Annotated in this window: 11 protein-coding genes; 2 read left to right on the forward strand and 9 right to left on the reverse strand. The window is 38.3% G+C overall.

All coding sequences use genetic code 11. The features are described from left to right. Positions 1-164 precede the first annotated feature (164 nt). Both ABDZ91_RS14675 and ABDZ91_RS14680 read right to left on the reverse strand, forming a co-directional pair. Positions 165-5,159 (reverse strand): S8 family serine peptidase, encoded by a 4,995-nt coding sequence (locus tag ABDZ91_RS14675; RefSeq protein WP_343800209.1) that lies wholly within the window; start codon positions 5,157-5,159, stop codon positions 165-167. Between the two features lie 277 nt (positions 5,160-5,436). Further along, a complete protein-coding gene (locus ABDZ91_RS14680) occupies positions 5,437-6,480 on the reverse strand; it encodes a glycosyltransferase family 4 protein (protein ID WP_343800211.1) in 1,044 nt (347 codons plus the stop codon). 486 nt (positions 6,481-6,966) lie between these two features. On the opposite strand from ABDZ91_RS14680, the gene secA2 reads away from it, so the two are divergent. Both secA2 and ABDZ91_RS14690 read left to right on the forward strand, forming a co-directional pair. Next, on the forward strand, positions 6,967-9,333 hold the full coding sequence (secA2, locus tag ABDZ91_RS14685; RefSeq protein WP_343800213.1) for an accessory Sec system translocase SecA2: 2,367 nt from the start codon (positions 6,967-6,969) through the stop codon (positions 9,331-9,333). Beyond that, positions 9,330-10,229 carry an accessory Sec system S-layer assembly protein gene (locus ABDZ91_RS14690; protein WP_343800215.1) on the forward strand — a complete coding sequence of 300 codons (900 nt, stop codon included), beginning with the start codon at positions 9,330-9,332 and terminating at the stop codon, positions 10,227-10,229. The genes secA2 and ABDZ91_RS14690 overlap by 4 nt, the downstream gene beginning before the upstream one ends. Positions 10,230-10,542: 313 nt before the next feature. On the opposite strand, the gene ABDZ91_RS14695 is transcribed toward ABDZ91_RS14690, so the two are convergent. From ABDZ91_RS14695 to ABDZ91_RS14725, 7 genes are all read right to left on the reverse strand, one after another. Beyond that, complete coding sequence (locus tag ABDZ91_RS14695; protein ID WP_343800217.1) at positions 10,543-11,727, reverse strand: glycosyltransferase family 4 protein; 1,185 nt, start codon at positions 11,725-11,727, stop codon at positions 10,543-10,545. A gap of 34 nt (positions 11,728-11,761) precedes the next feature. After that, positions 11,762-12,871 (reverse strand): polysaccharide pyruvyl transferase CsaB, encoded by a 1,110-nt coding sequence (gene csaB, locus ABDZ91_RS14700; protein WP_343800219.1) that lies wholly within the window; start codon positions 12,869-12,871, stop codon positions 11,762-11,764. A 306-nt stretch (positions 12,872-13,177) separates the two neighbouring features. Further along, the gene (locus tag ABDZ91_RS14705) at positions 13,178-15,340 is read right to left on the reverse strand and encodes a 5'-nucleotidase C-terminal domain-containing protein (protein ID WP_343800221.1); all 2,163 of its coding nucleotides are present in this window, start codon (positions 15,338-15,340) and stop codon (positions 13,178-13,180) included. Positions 15,341-15,538: 198 nt separating this feature from the next. Then, a complete protein-coding gene (locus ABDZ91_RS14710) occupies positions 15,539-18,277 on the reverse strand; it encodes a carboxypeptidase regulatory-like domain-containing protein (protein ID WP_343800223.1) in 2,739 nt (912 codons plus the stop codon). 612 nt (positions 18,278-18,889) lie between these two features. Continuing rightward, a complete protein-coding gene (locus tag ABDZ91_RS14715; RefSeq protein WP_343800225.1) occupies positions 18,890-19,930 on the reverse strand; it encodes a hypothetical protein in 1,041 nt (346 codons plus the stop codon). A 12-nt stretch (positions 19,931-19,942) separates the two neighbouring features. After that, a complete protein-coding gene (locus tag ABDZ91_RS14720; protein ID WP_343800227.1) occupies positions 19,943-21,382 on the reverse strand; it encodes an MBOAT family O-acyltransferase in 1,440 nt (479 codons plus the stop codon). Between the two features lie 94 nt (positions 21,383-21,476). Next, positions 21,477-21,701 carry a hypothetical protein gene (locus tag ABDZ91_RS14725; protein WP_343800229.1) on the reverse strand — a complete coding sequence of 75 codons (225 nt, stop codon included), beginning with the start codon at positions 21,699-21,701 and terminating at the stop codon, positions 21,477-21,479. Between the last annotated feature and the right edge of the window lie 106 nt (positions 21,702-21,807).

Genomic DNA, 21,807 nt, shown 5'->3' on the forward strand with positions numbered 1-21,807 from the left:
CCGCGTCACCACGGACACCCTTGCGTTAAGCTACTGCTACTTCTGCCTTCACAGTTCGGGACTTGCACCCTATAGATTGCACCCATGCTGGGCGCACAAAGAAAAGGCAGTGCTCAATGGATGAGTCACTGCCTTTTTTTGTACTTAAACATGAATCATGATCTTTATAATTCACCTAGAGTATTTAACAATCGATACAGCATCGCGGCAGCTTCTGCACGAGTTGTGTTCGTTTTCGGATCAAAGACATTCCCTGCACGACCACTGATAATCCCTAAGGCATTTGCTTGATAAATGGCATCAAACGCAAAAGTTCCAATCTTTCCTTCATCAACAAATTGTGTCGATGGATCAAGATCTTCAAGTAAAGTACTATTTTGGTACTCTACTGCACGAACAATCATGACCGCCATTTCCTCACGTGAAATTTTAGCATCTGGATTATAGCTTCCATCTTCAAATCCTGCCACAATACCCGCTCTGTGTGCTGCTTCAATTCCTGCATATGCCCACTTCTTACCTTCTGTCACATCTGTAAAAGTACCTTGATATTGTTCAGTAGGTAAATTTAATGCTCTTGATAAAAGAACAGCAAATTCAGCTCGAGTTAATTTGTCTTCAGGAGCGAAAGAATCTTCTGTCTTTCCGCTAATAATACTTCTTGATGCAAGAACTTCAATCTCGTCCTTAGCCCAAGCATTTTGAATATCAGTAAATGTCTTACTATTTTCAATCACTGCATATTTTGAGAAGTGTCTAGTTTTAAATACAAGTCTATCCCCTTCTACTTTACCACCAACATATTCCCAATCGTTGGTATCTTCATTTAAATAGTAAGCAGCTGCTTTCCGCTTATCACCAAATGGTTCACCCTCTACCGAGAAGCTAAGTTGAAGTGGTTCGCTAAAAGAAGACACCTTTGTTTCCTTGGAACCACTAACTAATGAAATAGTAAAATCAAGCACTTTTGATTTTAATTTTTGCCCATCGGTTAATGGAACATTAGATTCATCCACCGGAGTTAAGGACACTTTTACTTTATCCTTGGTAGCTTTAGAAAGTTCATCCACTACTCCTGCAGGAAGCTTTAAAGATGCTCCTTCAGAATTTAGTACCAATGGTTTTTTACTTTCTGCTACTTTTTTAAATGTATCAGTACCAATTTCAGCCGTAACTTTTCCACTATCATCAGCATTTGGAAGTTCAACTTCTATTTCCTCTTGAGACTCCCCTATTGCATCCTCAACATCACTATCCACATCACCATTGTTATCTGGTTGAGACGGTGCAGGCGGTGTTACACTTCCACCAGATGGAGGTGCTGCTTTGTTAATGACAATTTCTTCAGTCTCAACAACGTGTCCTGCAAGGTCAGTAACCTTTAATGTAAATGTATTTTCCCCAGTTACTAAAGGTAACTCAATATCTTCAACAGTCGCTTCGAATGCTCTCATTTCAAATGGCTCAGCAAACTCATGCGCATACACTTCACTATCATTGAGGTACAAACGAACCTCATCATAGTTATCTGCAACTTTTACATCAATTGTCGGATTTGAGCCATTTGCCGAAACAAAATTAGGAATATTTCTGGTTAACAGCTCAATAGTAGGGGTGGTTGAATCCACAATTACTTTTTGCGCAACAGACAATTCATTCCCAGCTGAATCAGTTGCTTTTACAATAATATTGTATACTCCATCTGCTTCATATTGAACTGTCTTGCTAAAGTACGTGTCATTCCCCATCGGATAAAGGTTTTCAACAGCCTCTCCATTAACTAGTAACTCGGCAATATCGGATTTATCGTTAATATAACCAGAAACCTCAAACATTTTTGAGTTTAACGTCTCTAAATACTCTGGTGAAGTTACATGAATCTCAGGAACTTCTTGGTCAACAGATTCTTTTAATGTTTCAAAGTAGTAGTTTCCTGCAAAGTCAAACACAACTATTTCAACAGACTCGTTAGCTTTAACAGTCTTATCAAAGTGATAATCTGTTACTGAAGGGGATAATGGAGCAGGAAGAACACTACTTCCATCTACCCAAACGTCCCAGTAAAATAATCCACTACCGCCATCATTATCTGTAGCTTCTAAGGAAATTGATTGAGTTTCCTCACTAAATGAAGCTGTAACAGTTGGCTTAGCCGTATCTACTTTTACTGGAAGCTCTAATGACTGCCATTCAGCACCTTCAAAATCAATCTTTGCTTTAAGTTGAATGTAGTATTGACCATCCTCTGCAACTTCTTTATTAATCTTTCCATCCCAAACCCTAGCTGGAACTAAGGAGTAAGGTGTACTTAATATTGTACTGTAATTTTTCCGGACATTTGATTCAGTTCTAAGAGTGCGGAGGTGATTGCCCTCAGCATCTAATACATTGATCTGTAGTTCCTTAGCATTTCTTAAGAATGATAAGATTGGCAAAGCATTATCCTGAATGCCATCTCCATTTGGTGAAATAGCAATATTATTAGGATCTAGATTTTCATCTAAATCATATCCCAAGAAATAGAAGCTACCTTCACTTTCATATAACATTTCTGTGTAACCATAGTATGTCATTGGATCCCATGTTGGTAAGTCAAAGATTGGCGCATCATCCCAGTTACCTTTGAAGCCAGACATTGGAACAACTAGTGAAGGATGAGTATCGGTTGGATCAACAAATCTAATAAATCCATCAACCCAGTAACCGTTAGTAAAAATAGCATCTAAATCTGCTAGTACTCCTGAAAAATCAATGGTTACATCAATGCTAACAGTGCTTCCTGCTGGAATACCTATAGTAGGACTTTCTTCTCCGTTAACAGTAATAGCAGCACCTGGAATATCCAAAGAACTAACTAAATTTGGTGCAACAACTAAAACACCGGCATTAACTGGACTATCAGTTTGCAAGTTAGTAGCAACATCATATGAAACATCCTCATCGGAATAGTTAGTTGCAGTCAAAGTAAATGAAACACTATCCTCTGTGATTTCTCTAAGAGCTACTTTAGCCTCATTTGTCTCTTGCTCAGTAACTACTACAGGAGTAGATAAGGCTGCATGTAATTGCATTAAACCAGCACCTTGACGACGAGGTGAAACATATATACTACCATCACCATTTGCATCAACGATTGGTAGTGCAGTATTCATAAGTAAATTCTTTGCCATTAATACACGGTCAAAACCACTAACTCCAAACTCTTCATCAACACGCTGTAAGGCAAGTGCAGATCCACCAGAAACATGTGGTGCAGCCATTGATGTTCCACTCATTAAACCATATTGATCGTTATTTAAAGTCGAATAGATTTGCCCACCTGGCGCAGTGATCTCAGGTTTAAAATCTAGGTTTGGCGTTAATCCCCAAGACGAGAACGTACTCATTGTGCCCGCAGATGGGTTTTGGATAGTTGTGCTTTCTCCAGCAAAATTGATTAGCACTACTTTCCCTTCTCCTAAAGCCGCTGCTAACTTATCCCCATCATCCTTTAACATAAATAACTGTGGGATTGTAATCGCTGGATCAGTAGCCATGTTTACTATTCCACCGTCATTGTTATAGATAATAACTCCAACTGCACCGGCTGCTTGTGCATTTAGTGCTTTGTCTACGAATGGGAGTTCACCACGTTGGATTAGTGCATATTTTCCAGCAGTATCTTCTGGAAACTGATGCGGATGACCTAATCCAGCATGAACTATCTCAAAAGTCTTTTGCACATATTCATTCGGGTGAACAGCACTTGCCGAAAGGAATGGAGCACTGCCTTCTTCAATTACAGAAGGTTCTTCTTCTCCAGTACCTGGTTCTTCTTCACCTGCACCTGATTCTTCACCGGTAACAAGTTCATCTAAATCAGAGCTTGAACCTCCCTCTAAATCAGTGTCTGCTACCTCTTCTTGAGTATCCTCACTAACCTCAGTACTCGTTTCATCTAGAATTTCAATATCCTCAGCTTCCATAATCGCGTAATTCAAAGAATCCACCGGCATATAGGAGTTCTCAAGAGAGGCGACCTGAAGCGAATCATAAGAAACTCCAGGAGAACCACTTACACCGTAATCAGGGTTACTAACATACGGATAGAAATAGCCATCACCGAATAATGCTGAGTTACCAGCTGAAATTGATACTAAAATTCCATTATCAACTGCTCGTTTAACAGCTTGTTGTTCAGGGTCATTTTCATCTACAAATCCAGCTGTTGCCCCTAAGCTTAAGTTAAGAACATCAGCTTCTAATTTGATTGCATCATCAATGGCTTTAATAATAATATCCGAGAACGTTGATGGCATTTCAGGGTTATTACCGAATACCTTTAAAGCTAAAAGTTGGGCTTCTGGTGCAACACCTTTAATTCCACCATTCTCTTCGTCACCATTAGCGCCAACAGTTCCTGCAACGTGCATTCCATGCATGGATGCTCCAGAACCTAAATCAAGAATAGTGTTATTATCATCCATGTAATTATAGCCATATGGGACTTTAGCCGTATAGAACTTACCTTTCAATTCTTCTGACTCAATTAGACTATTAATCTCTGTTTCATTGTATTTAGCTTCACTTGGATTAGTAAGAACCATATCTCTGTGGGAAGGATCGATACCTGTGTCAATGATACCTACAACCATCCCTTCACCCTTATATCCATAGTCAGTCCAAGCACGTTGAGCATCCACTAGCTCTTTACTAAATGTCATATCAGGTGTGATCTCAGGACGTTGATATTCATTAACAATATGTACACCTTTTACATTTGGAATTTTTGTGATTTTTTCCAAATCAGAATATGCCACTTCCGCACTAAAACCATTAACAACAGTAGTAAACTGATTTAAATACTCAATATCTTTAACTACAGTATTGATATCTGATTGTACTTCTAGTTGCTTTGTTAATGCCTCAGTTTCTAATTGTTCTTTCGTTGTGTCATTTAAGTCTTTAAATGACATTCCTTTCTTTTGTGCATACATGATTGTTGGCTCTTCACTTAACTCTACAATTACACGTACTTTTTCATTCGGATCTACATCTGGAGTTAATTCTTCTTTTGACAGATTAGGTTTCTCCTGCATCAAAGAAGGGGTCATTCCGTAGACTGCACTACCGAATGAGAGAAGAAATACTAATAATAAAACCAAACTTCTCTTTACCAATTTCCTACCTCCCTAGTAAAATTCAGTAGATTCATAGTCAAATCTACCTAATTTTAAGGGTAGCATTGTTTTCAGAATTGAGTAAATAGTTTTAATTCCCCTTTTATTCCCAATATTCAACAATATTCGATTAAAAAATAATAAAAATTACAATAAAATTCATTTTATTACAAAAATTCCTCCTAAGTTTCGCTAAGTTAAGTCTGAATCACTATAAAATGTCTCTCGTAAAAACAAAAAAGCCACGTAGATATCAACCCACGTGACTTTCATTCACTTATCGATTTCGCATCATCTTCAACAACGGACGATAATTCTTACCAACCAACCCAGTTACTTCAGCGACCAACTCAATGGCAATCAAGATCACAAATCCGACAATGACTGCTCCCCACATGGTGGACATTGAGAAGATAAATGCAGCTAAACCAAACATTGCGGCCATTGCATAAATGAGAAGTACGGTCTGCCTATGTGAAAATCCTAACCTTAGCAAGCAATGGTGCAAATGTGATTTATCTGGTGCTGATAACGGCTTTTTATTTACGATACGTCTAACAATAGCGAATAGCGTATCAGAAATTGGAACACCGAGAATAATAACCGGGATTATTAACGAGATCGCCGTTACGTTCTTGAATCCGAGTAAGGACAAAACGGCAATCATGTAACCTAAGAACAACGCACCCGTGTCACCCATAAAGATTTTGGCTGGGTGGAAATTGTAGAATAAAAACCCTAACGTACTAACTATTACAATGAGCCCCATAGTCATGGCGAACATATCACCTTTTAAGAAGGCCATAGCTGAAATGGTAATTAACGCAATAGATGATACTCCAGCTGCTAATCCATCCAGTCCATCGATTAAGTTAATTGCGTTGGTAATGGCTACGATCCAAAAAATTGTTAATGGAATACTCATAAAACCAAATTGTAACTCACCAAATCCAAATGGAAGGTTAATGAATTCAACCTGTACCCCACCAAGTACAACGACAACAGCTGCTGCAACTTGACCGAGAAGCTTCCACTTTGCTGATAGCTCCGTTAAATCATCTAGAAATCCTGTAATGATGATGATCACACTACCTAGCAAGATTGGTGCTGCATATACATCATCTGGTCTTGTAATGAGTACACCAATAATAAAGCTTAAAAATATGGCTAAACCTCCGAGACGAGGCATTATTTTCTGATGAACTTTTCGTTGGTTCGGTTTATCTGTTGCTCCAATTTTAATTGCAAATCGCTTCACAAGCGGTGTTAAAACTATAGAAGCAACAAAGCAAATCGCTAAGGTGACATAAACATCAACCATGATATACCTCCCTGGTACATAGCATTCCCAAATGTATTTGTAATCATTTCGAAAACTTCTGTTCGAATGAATAAATTTTCTTCGTTATTTACATACTTCGTTCAAGTAACTGCTTTTTTGTCCGCTGATACTGGGGTTAATTTTTTCAATTACACATACTGTTGAACATTTCCAATATTTTCTCTCAAAATAATCCCGACGCTAATTATAGCATGCTAGAATCGAAAATATGAATCTATAAATTAAATTTAATATTTTTAAATATTCAGTATGTAGGACACATACGACAAATTCCTTTATATATCTCCCCCATTTTACAAATACTTAAACTAATCAATACTGAATGGTACTTCCTATAATAAGACGTATCTAGAGAAAAAAAGTTGCAATTATTTCTAGTTTGTTTTGCCTTATAGTCAGGAACTCTTTAATTTGGTATGATTAATTGTTAGAGGAAACCCTATAAAAATAAGGAGCGGACAATCAATGATGCCCTTTTTTAAGAATAACAGGAATCAACCAGAAAGAAAATTAAAAAAATATTACAAGCTTGTTACTCAGATAAATGAGTTAGAACCAGCCATCTCTAAACTTTCTGACCAACAGTTGCGTGAAAAGACTGTCGAATTTCGAGATGCTCTTCAGAATGGAAAGACTATTTTCGACATTCAAGCAGAAGCTTTTGCAGTTGTGCGGGAAGCCGCAAAACGTGTATTAAACATGCGTCATTTTGATGTACAACTAATTGGCGGCCTTGTCCTTACAGAAGGAAACATTTCTGAAATGGCAACAGGCGAGGGAAAAACATTAGTAGCTTCTTTACCGAGTTACTTACGTGCCCTTGAAGGAAAAGGCGTCCACGTTATAACAGTAAACGAATACCTTGCTCGTCGTGACCGATCTATCATCGGACAGATCCATGAATTCCTAGGCTTAACGGTAGGACTCAACTTACCTATGATGGAGCCTGATCGAAAACAGCAAGCATATCAAGCAGATATTACATATGGAGTGGGTACTGAGTTTGGTTTCGATTATCTAAGAGACCATATGATAAAAAGTAAAAAAGAACGTGTTCAACGTCCGTATCATTTTGCCATTATTGATGAAGTGGATAGTGTCTTAATTGATGAAGCAAAAACGCCATTGATTATCGCTGGGAAAATGAAATCCAGTCCTGAGCTTCATAATATTGGCGCTAAAGTAGCGAAGCGATTTGAGCGAGATGTTGACTATGAATTCGATGATGAAACAAAAGCTACCAGTTTAACGGACACTGGCATTGAAAAAGTAGAAAAAGCCTTTGGTGTGGATAATCTCTACGAATTAGAGCATCAAACTCTTTACCACTATATGATTCAAGCTGTGCGTGCTCATGTCATGTTTGAGCGTGACGTTGACTATATCGTAAAAGATGGAAAAATTATGTTGGTCGATATGTTTACAGGGAGAATCATGGAAGGCCGTACGTTAAGTGACGGATTACACCAGGCTATCGAAGCTAAAGAAGGCGTTGAAATTACAGAAGAAAATAAAACGCAAGCTTCTATTACCATTCAGAATTACTTCAGAATGTATCCTACTCTTTCTGGAATGACAGGAACGGCCAAGACCCAGGAGAAAGAGTTTAAAGAAGTCTATGGGATGGAAGTCATCCAGATCCCTACAAACAAGCCGGTCATTAGACAAGACCTTAATGACATGGTCTTTGCAACCATTGAGGACAAGTATAAAGGGATGATTGAGGAAGTAAAAGCCAGACACTCAACTGGACAACCCATTCTAATAGGCACGACTTCTATTCTCCAATCAGAAAAGGTGGCGGAACATTTAAAGAAAGCAGGGCTTAAATTCGAACTGTTAAACGCAAAAAGTGTGGAGCAAGAAGTTGAGTTAATCTCTCAAGCTGGGCAAAAAGGACAGATTACAATCGCTACCAATATGGCCGGTCGTGGAACAGATATTATGCTCGGAGAAGGTGTTGCGGAACTGGGTGGACTCCATGTACTGGGAACTGAAAAACACGAATCGCGTCGTATCGATAATCAACTACGTGGACGTTCTGGTAGACAAGGTGACCCAGGATCCTCTCAATTTTTCATCTCGATTGAAGACGATATGTTTAGACGTTTTGCAAAAGATGATGTTGAGAAGTTCCGTAAGAAAATGAAGACAGATGAAATTGGATACATTACAAACCATAGTGTAGATGAGCTTGTGGAAAGAACCCAACGTATTGTTGAAGGCGCTCACTTCTCTATGCGCGAGTACAACTTAAAACTGGATGACGTCATTAACGAACAAAGTAGGATCGTGTACAAGCTTCGCAATCGAATTTTAGAAGAGGAAAACCTCTTCCCACTCGGAGTCGATTTAATGGAAGCAGCCTTGAAACATACAGTTCAAGAAGCCTGCCCTTCCGATAGCGAAACGGAAGAATGGGATTTCGAACGCATTAAACAAGTTACGAAACAGTTGCTACAACAAGATCTAATCCTTGACGTAGAGAATATCGAGGACACAGACGAGATCTTGGAGCAAATTCAACCACTACTGGATCAATTTAAAGATGAGATACTCGATACTGAATTTGATGCCAAAGCACAATATGCTCTTCGATTTACGATGTTGAACCTGCTAGATCATCACTGGGTTCGCCATTTAGAAAACATGGCCCGCCTAAAAGAAGGTATTGGTCTTCGTCATTATCAGCAAGAGGATCCGATTAGAATCTACGCCCGAGAAGGCCTTGAGCTCTTCTCCGGAATGTATGCTACAATTGAAAGGGAAATCTCGCTGAATATGGCGAATCTAATTCGTTCACTGAAGCAAGAATCGGAGGTAGGAAAATGATCCCTTTCTTTAATAGAAAAAAGGATGAAAAGATCAAGAAAAAAGGAAAAGATTCTTCTTTTTCCTCAGACGATCTTCAATTAGGAAATGAAAACCCTGGAGATAGTGATAAAGAAATACATCCTGAGTTATCCTTCCATCCAACTTGGAAGTTAACACCCGAACAGCAGTATGTATTTCGTTTTTTAAATAATGATTTAGCTCCACTAAAGCCGAACCAAATTTCATTGTCTGGCGTTGAATTAAACCAAGGACAAGACGAGCTCGAAGTAACAGCTTTCGTTCGTAATAGCTTGCCAAAAGAAATTCAAATTCATGAAATCGAACTCATGCTACTAGATGAAAATGATCAAGTCCTAGCTAGACATTTTTTTAACTTTGATGAAATTGGAAAAATACCCGCTCACTCAAGTAGACCATGGGTATTTAAATTCCCTAAATCTAGTGTTACAGCAAACGAACTTCCAGAAGAAAACTGGCGCCTAGCTTTCAACCTGAATACAATGAGAAAGCATCAGTTGGACCTTGATCCTGCCTGGAAGGAAAAAATGAGTGATGAACAGGTTGAACAATTACGTGCCATAGTTCATAAACTCCCTGCACTTGGAAAGACAGAATTCAATCTAACAGGTATTGAAATGAAGAAACTAAGTGAAGGACAGCTTGCCATCACGGTACTCTTGAGAAATGGAAATAGTCGGGATGTAACGATCTCAAAATTGCCATTACAAGTTGCCGGTGGAGATGGACAAGTAGTGGCAAGAGGACAGTTTGAATTACCAGATATGGTCGTAAAGGCAAACACATCTAAGCCATGGACATTTATCTTCCCACCAAACCTAGTTCAGCTAGAAGAGCTTCCTTCCAAATGGATGGTTTCTGTAGTGAACGCATAACGAAAAAAATAGGCAGAAAGACGGAACACAACTCCCTACTTTCTGCCTATTTTTATGCGTTTTCAGGTAATTTTTTCAATGAAAAGTAATATATGACTTTCCGTGAAAGTCTTACATATTTATCTTGTATTATCCTTTTCTGGCTGGTACAATGAATATGTAAAACCTGTTTTGTTTTTAATAATAAACGTACGAGCGATGAGTCTGGGTTGTTTGGCCAAAAAGAAATCTGCATCACGAAAATGCAGATTTCTTTTTGTTTTGTTTAGTGTACTATTATCCCGTAAAATACCAAAAAGGTCTATTCTCTCTTTTAGTAGGATAGACCTTTTTCTATAGCTTGCATATATATTTGTTCGTATTTTTCAGCAGCTGAAATATGGGAATACTGTGCTTCGATTTTAGTTCTTGCAGCTTTCGCTAATTTTTCTCCTTTTTCAGGGTGATCGAGAAGTTCAATCATAGAAGCCGACAACGCTTCAATATTTCGCTCTTCCACTAGGATTCCGTCTACTCCATGGTCAACGATTTCCCTTAATCCCCCAACAGCACTAGCAATTAACGGAATTCCAGATCCCATTGCTTCTAGCGCTGAAATAGATGTCGCCTCTTCTACTCCAGATGAATGAATACTCGGGACTAATACAACATCAGATAGTGCGTAGAATTCCTTGATTTGCTTGTGGGGAATAGCTCCCAATATACGCACACTTTTGTCTAGTTTATTTTTGCTTACTAAACTCTTCATTTCATCCAGTGCTTCTCCGGAACCCGCATAAATCAATTTTACATCTGGGTATTTCTCGAGAACCTTTGGTAGAGCGAGAATGGGATAGATCACACCATTTTTTTTGGTCAATCTCCTTGGTACGAAGAAAACCTTTTCCCCTGCTTTTATTCCATGCTTTGCCCTAAGTGTCTCTTTTTGTGACGTTTCTGGTTTGAAATCGTCTATATTAATGAAATTCCGAATCGTAAATCCATCTACATCCGCTTGTTTTTTAACATAATTTTTGATTCGTAAATCAACTGTGATTACCATTCTTGTTTTTGTAAAAGCCTCAATCTCTTGTTCTTGCAAATACTTTACTTCTTGGCTATTTTCAATCACTGACCCTGCACTCACTGCTTCAAATGCGGTATAACCGTGCACAGTCGAAACAGTTGGTAATCCAGCGTCAATCGCTGCAAAAGTTGCATAAACGTCCTGAGCATTAACAATATCATACCCACGGTGTTTTTTTGTTTCTATCATGGCTTGAAGCATTTTCTTGCGTGTTTTCAGACCCCAAATAAAGCCTGTACCCTTTGAAATTTTGTTCAATACAAAACTTGTCCCACGGACTTTGATCGTCTGTAACACTTTAGGTACATCGCTAAAAGACAGGACATCCACTTCATGCCCACGAGCCTCAAGTCCAGCCTTCAACGTTGTCATATGTGTTGACAGTCCTCCTGGATGGGGGTAATCATATACGGTTGCTAACAAAATTTTCATAGAAACCCGTCTCCTCGTCGTGAGAAAGTCTAAATTACTTCGTAAAATGCTTCTTTAGTAAATCTATATTATCTAATGCTTCGTCTCTCATAATCATAGCATTTTTCTTTGTGATTGCACTTAATTCTTTCCTGTTTGAAAGAATATAACGTGCGTTTTTCTTTAACTTGTCTACATCAATTCCTTCTAATGTAAACGAATACTCCCACATCTCAGTTCGCTTCAACAAATTCTCCACTTTTCGATCGTAGCTAATTCCTATGTGCGGAATCCCTTCTAGCGCTGAAAAAATTAAAGAATGCAGTCTCAAACCAATTGTCATTTCACATTTTGAAAAGAAATTTAAATACTGATTAGGTGTGAAATTACCACCTAGCAAATAACAGGCATCCCTATGTTTCATTCTATTAAGAACTTCATTAGATGCTTCTACATCATGATGTCCTTCCATCGGAACAAAAACTGGAGTGATATGGTCTGTTTCGATCAATTCATCTAGTGCTTCTGCAAGTTTATAATAGTGTTCAGTATACCCAAACCTTGACCTTACTGAAACAGCAACTAATCTTTCATCACCTTTCAGTGGCAAACTGTTTATGCAGGTATGATCTTCCTTCTTGTGATAACCAAAAACTATATCTGCCGTTACAACCGATTTTGGTCGATTAACCTTTAATTTATGTAGTAACTCTTTAGAGTACTGGTCCCGGACTGTAATAAAATCAGCACGATTTGCTAGTAACCTCATCAAAATTTTACCCCATGTCGAGGTAACAGGACCTACACCTTGGGAGAAAAACATTACTTTCGTTCCACAAAGCTTCGCTAATAATACCACTAACAAATAATACGGTAGTGGTCCAAACAAAAATCTAGTAGGGTAAGCATCTTGAAGTAGACCACCACCGCCACTGATCAAAAGGTCAGCTTTTCTTAGTGCTTGAATCTTTTCCTTGTTCTCACGACGCCAGCCACGATAGATACTATTCACGTTATGTTCAGCCGAAGTTTCACTCGGTGAATAGGAAAGTACAGTAATATCCGGATTATCTAGGTCCAATCTAAGATTATCAATAATAGCTTCTAGTATGGCTTCATCCCCAGTATTTCCTAATCCATAGAAGCCTGAAAGTACAATTTTCAAAATACTCCTCCTCAACAGACATGAACCCTTTTTGGTAAATGTGTTTAGGGTCTATGTTGTTTAGGGTAATTTCTAAACCTATTTAGTAACTGATTAAAAAACCAGACTAAACCTATTCTATCACTTGTTCTTAACACATTCAATTTCCTTCGTGTAACTATCGACAGGAAATCCTAGATTTTGCAAAGTATTTTTATAAATGGTGACAATTTTTTCTATGAGAAGAAAAAACAGAGAAACAGCTCATTGGTTTCACGGAATAAAAAATGCAGCCTATCTAATTTGATAGACTGCATTTTCTCCCTCTTAATTTCTTAAAAAGCTAGCAATTACAGAAGCACTATCAATACGTTTTGTTGCTGCTTTTGGAGCAAAAGTATCTTCGTCAAATCCAACAACAAACCCTAACTCATAAGCCGCATCAATAGCCGCTTGGAAATCAGCATTTACATTGTCTAGGTCTTTAAACGGAGCTTCTGCTTCAGCCACGTATTCTTCTTCTGTTACATATTCGTAAGCACGCATTAACATAACAGCCATTTGGTCACGTGTAATGCTCTTAGATGGTGCAAATGTGTCATCAGTCTCACCGAATACGATTCCTGCTTCATACGCTGCAGAAATATCCCACTGCATATCAGAGTTTAGACCACTGATATCTGTAAATGGAGCTTTTTCTTCTGCATATAAACCAAGCCCACGAGAAAGCATTGCTGCAAATTCAGCACGAGTTACTTCTCTATATGAATCAAAAGTAGTTTCGTTAACTCCGCTAACGATTCCTTCATTATATAGGAAAGTTACAAACTCAGTTGCTCTTTCAGGAACGTCTTTGAATCCTGGTGTAATGTATACTTCGGAGATACGTCCTTCTGACTCGTATTCAAATGCTCCATTCTCAGAAAGGTGCTTAATATAGTCAACTGTAGCATCGGCATCTACTTTACCTACTTCAGGCTCACCATCCGTAAATTCTAAGATTCCATACTTGTCACGATAGTACATAAAGTTATTTGTTACAACTGTGTAAGTCTTATCTAAGTCAAAAGCAGATCCGTCTAAGTTAAATAGCTCTACAACTTCTTGGTTACGATAGTTCCAAGTGTATTTAAATCCAGCGATTGAGAAGTCTGGACCATAGCTGCTAAATTGTGTATTTAAAACTTCAATCAACTCATGACCAGTTAATTCAAATTTAACATTGATATTAGAGAATGGTTGAACAGCAAATGCTTCTCCATATGTGATTTCTCCAGCATCAATACTAGTACGGATACCTCCACCATTCATAAGCGCAACATCAGCATCCATTGACCATTTCATACCATCTGCAATTAAGTTACCAAGAGGATTATCTCCAGATTCACCACGAGATGCGTATCCACCTTTTAATTCAACAGAAGTTTCACCTACAACTTCAGCTTTTACATCTTCAACTTCAGCATTGTACTTATCGATGATAGCTTGTACTTCTGGGTCTGCTTCAACATTTTGGTCTACATATACAACTTCTCCTGCTTTACTTACGATATCTCCTGTTGCAGGATCAATTTCTACATCTACCTTTGAAAAAGCTTTTCCGTATTCCCAAGCTTGTACAATTAACTTGTTATTAACTACACGGTCTACAACTTGGTGGTTATGTGCTGCAAAAATCACGTCTACTTCATCGTCAATATTCTCAGCGATATACGCTGCGTCGCTAGAACCTTCAGCAGGTCCATCTTGAGATACAGGATTATGAGCAAGAACAACGATTGACTTAATTCCTTCAGCTTTAAGTTCTTCAACATATTTGTTAATAGCTTCTACTTCGTCCGTAATTTCTAAATTTTCATTTCCAGTTTTAATGACCATACTTGGAGTTTCAGTAGTAACTACACCAATAAACCCAATTTTTTGGCCAGCAATTTCTTGGATATAATATGGTTCTAAAATAAGTTCACCAGTTGAGGAATCAAAAGCATTGGCTGCTACAACCGGAAAATTCATTCCATCATAATCAGCGCTTCCTTTTCCTTCTGGGTGAGTTCCACCCTCTACCATACGTTTTAATTCAGCAATTCCTTCGTCAAACTCATGATTTCCAACTGTTCCTACATCAAATCCCATTTCTTCCATAATTTCAATGATAGGCTCATCTTGATAGTAAGCTGAGTTAAATGGACTTCCCCCGATCATATCACCAGAATGCACAATCAGTGTATTAGGGTTTTGTGCCTCTAACTCTTCCATATATGTAGCCATGAAACTTAGTGTACCAACTGATTCATTGGTTCCATCACCGTCTATATCATACTCTACGGTTTCATCCATGTAACCATGAAGGTCGTTGACACCTAGTAATTGTACTTTGACTAAATCTGCAGCACTTGCAGTGTTATAACCAACTGGTGCAGCAAAAGCTCCAACGGTCATAACAGACGCTACAGCTAAGCTAACGACTTGCTTACCAAATCTTTTAATCATAGCTTTGTTTTCCCCCTAAAATAATGCTGAATTTTCACAACGGTTATATTATAGCAAACTTTTATTAAATAATTATATAAAATTTGTAAATTTTTGTAGGAAAATACGACTATTTATTGATTCAATCGCTATAAATGTTCGTTTTTTGACAAAAAAAGAACCTATCACTTAAAGAATGATAGGTTCTTAGTACTAGACTTATTTAATTGGAGATAATTGAATTACAGGTACGTTTACATCATCACCTGAAACGGTAATTTCTTGAGTTGATACAGCATATCCGTTTTGGTAAACAGCTAATGTGTAGTTACCATCAACAAGAGCTAGAGCAGCAGTTCCAGCAGTTGTTGTTAAAATATCTTTAATTGAACCGTCTTCGTTGAATACTACTACAGTCGCATCTTCAACGTTTGTGTTTGTTTCGTCCACTACTAGGAAGTTCACAGCGCTTTGTGCAGCAACTTCGTCTACAACGATTTCAAGCTCAGCAGCTTCACCTTTAGCGATTGCTACTAGTCCTTCAACATCAACGAAGTCTTCAGAAGCTACATCGATGCTTAATGAGTAAGCTCCAGCAGAAAGGTTGTTGAATGTAACAGTATCAGTTACAGCGTCAGCTTCTTCCCAAGTACCAACAGATGCATTTTCTTCAGCGATGAACGCGTCTGCAAGGTCAAATCCGTTGATTTTAACATCTACAGGATTTCCTTCACTATCAACAACTGTAATTTCAAGAGAAGCATTTCCGCCGGTAGTTAACTCATAGTTAACAGCTGTTAGGTTGTCTCCAGCTTTTACAGCTTGAGTAGTTGTGAAAGTTTCAATACCCGTACCACGTACTACAACATCATAAGTTCCAGCTTCTAGGTCAGAAATGCTGTATGAACCGTTTGCTGCAGTAGTAGCTTTTCCAGCTTCGTTACCTTCTTCATCATAATAAGTTACAGTAGCACCTTCTACAGCTGCTAGAGTTCCATCTACACGTACGAAACCAGCAACGTCACCAGTTGTTTCAACAGCAACAAGTGAAATAGCTTCTACTGTAGTAGTTGCGTTCTTAGTCACAGTCAGCTCATCAGAAGCGTTCGTTAAAAGACCATCTCCTGAAGCTTGTACTTTGTAATCTCCAGCAGTAACACCTGCAAACTTATAAGAACCATCTGTAGATTCTAGAGTTTCAACAATGTTACCTTCAGCGTCGATTAAATCAACTTTTACAGTTTCAGAAGTACCTGTAACTGTACCATCGATCACACCAGCAGGAACCGCTCTTCCTTCGAATGTTTCGTCGCCATCAACAATAATAGAAAATTCTTTTGTTTCTACATAGTCACCAGTTAATTTAAGAGTGTACTCACCTGGAGCGATACGTGAGAAGTCAAATCCTAATGTTGATGCAGTTGCTGTAGCCGTTTGAGTACCGATTACAGTTTTTCCGCTTAGGATTTCCATTGTGTAAGTTCCATCAGCAACAAATTGATCGTATGTTGATTCTGTACCAATCGATGCAGCAATTGCATTACCCGCTTCAAGTTGTACGTTATGAGTAGCGTTAATACCTTCTACAACTGCAAATTCTGTGTAAGAAACAGCTGAGTCTGCATGGTCAACCACTACATTGTAAGTTCCGTCAACTAGCTTAGCATCTTCAACGCTGTATACACCATCAGCATCTGTAGTTGCAGTAGCTAGCTCATTACCTTCTTCATCAGAAATCTTAACAGAAGCACCTACGACTACCTCACCAGTAGCATTTGTAACTGTTCCACTAATGTTCATTGCTGCAATTTCTTCAAGTTCAATTCCAGCTAAAACATTAGAAACTTCTTGGCTATCAAGAGTGATCATTTGAACGTGATCTTTGTAATCATCTTTGCTTACAGTTAGACGGTATTCAGCACCTAGTTCTAATTTGTTGCTAGCTGTTGTTTGGTTAACTGTGTATTCACCCGCAACAACATTGGCAGTTGCAACAGTAATCCACTCTTCAGTTTCAGTATCAAAAGCTTCTAGAGTTACAGTTGCATCAACAAGGTCTGCACCTGTTGCAGCATCTACAACAACACCAGATACTTCGATAGCAGCTGTGTTAATTTCTTGTGAACTAATATCAGAAGTGAAAGAAGTTACTTGATCAGCAACAACTTTTACATCAGAAGTAGTTGTTTTAAATCCTACAGCTTCTACTGTTACCTTTTGATCTCCAGGTACTACATCAAGAAGAGTGTAGAAACCTTGCTCATTTGTTTGAACAGATTTTTTACCGATTGTTACAGTTGCACCAACAACTGGTGTTGTACCATCCATAATGAAACCAGAGATTCCAGAAGCTAGTACTTCTAATGTATCTGCTCTGTGTAAGAAGATTGCGAAGTCACCGCGCTTGATAGCTTGGTCAGTACCGAACTTGTCTTCAGTAACACCTTCAGTGATTCCATTAGCAAATAGTCCTTTGACAGCTTCTGTATAACGAGAGTTAACATCATTGAAATCTAACTCAACGTTTCCTTCTAAACTGTAAGCGTTAGCTAAGATTAAAGCCATTTCACCACGAGTAATTGGGGCATCAGGAGCAAATGTAGTTTCAGTTTTACCGTTAATGTAACCAGCAGCTTTAAGCGCGTTTACGTATGGCTTAACACGGTCATTTACATCTGTGAAACCAGCATCTTTCGCGTTGTCAATATCAAGTCCAAGAGATTTTGCTAAGAAAATAGCAGCGTCTCCACGCTTAATGTTTTGAGAAACACCAAATGTAGTTTCTGTTAATCCAGCTGTAATATTGTTAGCTACTAGGTAGTCTACAGCTTCTTTATATCTATCAGATACATCCGTAAAACTTGCAGCTGAAGCAGCAGGAACTACAGCAGTCGCCACTAAAGTTGCAGTTGCAGTTGCTGCGATAAATTTACGAGAAGTTTTTGGTTGATAAGACATGTGTAAAAATTCCCCCTGTATAAGTGTGTAATATTTCAGTTGTTGTTGAAACAAACTGGGAAATAACTTCCAAATGATTGATGAAGAAGATTTGAGTTTACGAATATGTAAAACTCGGAATCTCCCTTTCCAAAAGTAAGTCTATCAAACCCTCAACTGGCCATTCAATGGTTGTTGATTCCAGTTTATTTCCAATACATGGTTAAAAAAATAAGGAAGGCCTATATTACAGGGGTTTTACAGGACTGTAACATTGCGTGATTGGTGAGAAATGGGTGTGTAACCAGTATTTTATTAAAGGCTTAGTTGGTGTTTAACCCTGGTTTTAAATAGGTGTGTGTTCGCTATCGGAAATTTCGCGCTTTCTATCGGAACTTTCAAGCCGGCTATCGGAAAACCTTAGCGCTCTATCGGAAATTACAGGCATCCTATCGGAAATTTCACGCGCTCTATCGGAAATTCCAAGCCTCCTATCAGAAATTTCACGCACTCTATCGGAAATTCCAAGCCTCCTATCAGAAATTTCACGCGCTCTATCGGAAATTCGCAACCATCTACCAGGAAAATCCTCACAAACAAAAAAAGGCCCGCCATCACCGGCAAGCCCCACTTTTACAAACCATCTACTAATCCTCTTACAAAACTCAAATGCTCTTCTAAGTTTTCCTTCGTCACATACACACCAAAGTCCTCTGGAACATCCGTCTCGTCCCCACTTACTCGACGAGCGATCAGCGTTCCTACCTCTGGATAAAAATGATGTCCATCAAAGTAGTTCGATAAGTCATCAGTTACTGAGTTAGGATACATGAAGTTATACACGCCACCAAAAACATCTACAAGTTCTGTTAGCCATCTTTCATAATCGTCCAACTGACCTTCCTCTACCATTGCTTTAAACAACGGGGTAGAAATCGGTGTGGTATAGATGATGAAATCACTATCAGGATTAGCATCCCTTACAACCTTCATAACATTTGAATACTCTTCATAGTATTCATAGTTTTTCCCGTAAAACACATCACGGAACCGCTGGATTTTCTCCTCGGTGGCCTGCGCCGTTTTTTCCTCATCAATAACCTCTGCACGGGCTACATTGAACCGATTATACACTCTTGGCTCCTTTATCATGTTACGATAGGACGCTCTAAAGTTTTTCTTAGCGTATTCAAAAACATCATAAGACAATAAATTTTTATATCGATATAAAGGTTCCGTTACTCTTTCCACATATCCGTCCAGATTACGTGGGGCTGAGCTTTCTTTTTTACTGGATTTAAAAAAGTCCAACCCTAATATAATCCTTTCAAATTCATCTTCACGTTGATTTTTGGCAAAATCAATCATACTTCGATATTCTTGAATGGAGACATTAGCAACTGAAAAGTTATATGCGTGCATTCCTTTTAACTCATGGGGATCGACATATGTACTACGACTACTTCCTACTAGAAGTGTGTCATAGTCAAAATCTCTAAAATATATTTCACTAGTCTTCTGTTCCCTCTCATCTATCACCGTTTGGACATCATTGTACGGATGAGCATGCTCATAGGTCCACATCGGGTCTATAAAGAAGATAAAGGAAGCAAATGAAAGGGTCGAGCATATGACAATACCCATGACGGTCATTGTAAATGCTTTATAACTCATGTATAAACCACCTTAGAAATTAAAGTAAAGAAACTCCGATACCTCTTGTAATTGTGTGAAACAGTAGAGTAGCAAGGCCGAGGCAAAAAGAGCGTTCCATAGATTCGGTTTCATATTTTTCGTGAGTTCGATTGAATTTTTCCCTAAAAAGACTAGAGCCATTCCAATTAAAAGTGATCCAAATATAAAGGTTAGGCTTTCGTCTAGTGGAAAAGCATAGTATTGAAAATCAAAAGTAGGAATGTAGTTCCTAAATTCTTCAGGGAGTTTGAAACCATTCAAACCAACCATGGCTTTCAAAACTCGGATTGCTTCACCAAAGGATGGTGCTCTAAAAAACACCCAAGTTGCATTTACAAATTGGAACGTAATAAACCACGCTAACCATTTATATAATCGAAACCCTGTCTTTTTCCATAAGCGAGCTATGATCATAGCGATACCATGAAGACTTCCCCATAAAATAAAGGTCCAGCCAGCTCCATGCCAGATACCACTGATAAAGAAAATGATAAAAATGTTCACATACGTACGGGTTGTACCTTTACGGTTTCCCCCTAACGGAATGTATATATATCTAGTTAGGAACCCCGATAACGTAATATGCCAACGTCTCCAAAAATCTTGAATGTCTAATGCTTTGTAAGGAGAATTAAAGTTTACCGGCAATGTGATATTAAATAATAAGGCTGCTCCAATTGCCATATCGGAATACCCACTAAAATCAAAATATAATTGAAATGTGTAGGCCAGTGAAGTAGCCCAAGAGTCGACGAAAGTTAAGGTTTCCGTCATCCCAAATCCTTTATTCGCCCACACGGCAAACGTATCTGCGATGGCTACTTTTTTAAAAAGCCCAATGGCAAATATAAATAAGCCTAAAGAAATATTCTTGTAGTTAATCCGTTGATTTTCAGGTTTATTGTATTGTGGAATGACTTCCTTATGATGCACAATCGGTCCTGCAATCAACTGCGGAAAGAACGTCACAAATATCCCGTAGTGAAGCAAACTATACTCTTTGGTTTCTCTTCGATAGGAGTCAACCAAGTAAGCAATCTGTTGGAACGTATAGAAACTAATCGCTAATGGTAGTAATAACTCTAATAATGGGAAGTTCGTTTTAAAGAACGCATTGACATTATAGATAAAAAAATCAAAGTACTTAAAAAAGCCTAGGAGTCCTACATTAAAAAGGATTCCTATTGTCAGGATTGATTTCCTTAATAGAGTAACCCGCTCACTAGTTAATGTACGACCAATCACATAGTTCACTAACATCGACACTAGGATAAGGGGTAAGTACTTTGGATTCCACCAACTATAAAAAAATAAAGAGGCCAAGAGTAGCCACCATTTCGAAATCGTCACATTTAGTTTCAGTAGTAAAAAGTACAATACAAATGCGGTTGGAAGGAATAGAAAAATAAATTCAAATGAATTAAAAATCATGAGGTATCTCCTCCAAATTAATACACAACAAAACTATCATATAATATCTGACAAAACCTGTCATTATTCGAGGAGTAATTACATTAAGTTGTAACTAAATTGTAGTAGGTAGTATTTTCAATTGAGGCATTTTTATGAAGCGTACAGTCAATAGAGGAAGATCATGTAATACTACCCCAATGGTGTTTTCCATTACCACCCCAATTTGTCCCATAAACCCAACAAGGTGTCCCATTCCCGACACAACTTGTCCCATAAACCTTGCAATGTGTCCCATTCCTGCCTGAACTTGTCCCATAAACCCAGCAATCTGTCCCATTCCCGACACAACTTGTCCCATAAACCAACAACGACATTAAATTACAACTCCCACAAAACAGAAGAACCAATATAAACAATCGAGTAGGAGGGGGTGACTAACCCCC

This window comes from Bacillus carboniphilus (genome assembly GCF_039522365.1).
In the GTDB taxonomy this organism is placed as follows: Bacteria; Bacillota; Bacilli; order Bacillales; family JC228; genus Bacillus_BF; species Bacillus_BF carboniphilus.

Excerpts from the sequence above, each read along its gene's own strand:
- ABDZ91_RS14720 (WP_343800227.1), bottom strand. The coding sequence starts at position 21,382 with ATGATTTTTAATTCATTTGAATTTATTTTTCTATTCCTTCCAACCGCA.
- ABDZ91_RS14690 (WP_343800215.1), top strand. The coding sequence starts at position 9,330 with ATGATCCCTTTCTTTAATAGAAAAAAGGATGAAAAGATCAAGAAAAAA.
- ABDZ91_RS14715 (WP_343800225.1), bottom strand. The coding sequence starts at position 19,930 with ATGAGTTATAAAGCATTTACAATGACCGTCATGGGTATTGTCATATGC.
- ABDZ91_RS14695 (WP_343800217.1), bottom strand. The coding sequence starts at position 11,727 with ATGAAAATTTTGTTAGCAACCGTATATGATTACCCCCATCCAGGAGGA.
- ABDZ91_RS14680 (WP_343800211.1), bottom strand. The coding sequence starts at position 6,480 with ATGGTTGATGTTTATGTCACCTTAGCGATTTGCTTTGTTGCTTCTATA.
- ABDZ91_RS14725 (WP_343800229.1), bottom strand. The coding sequence starts at position 21,701 with ATGGGACAGATTGCTGGGTTTATGGGACAAGTTCAGGCAGGAATGGGA.
- ABDZ91_RS14710 (WP_343800223.1), bottom strand. The coding sequence starts at position 18,277 with ATGTCTTATCAACCAAAAACTTCTCGTAAATTTATCGCAGCAACTGCA.
- ABDZ91_RS14705 (WP_343800221.1), bottom strand. The coding sequence starts at position 15,340 with ATGATTAAAAGATTTGGTAAGCAAGTCGTTAGCTTAGCTGTAGCGTCT.
- secA2 (WP_343800213.1), top strand. The coding sequence starts at position 6,967 with ATGATGCCCTTTTTTAAGAATAACAGGAATCAACCAGAAAGAAAATTA.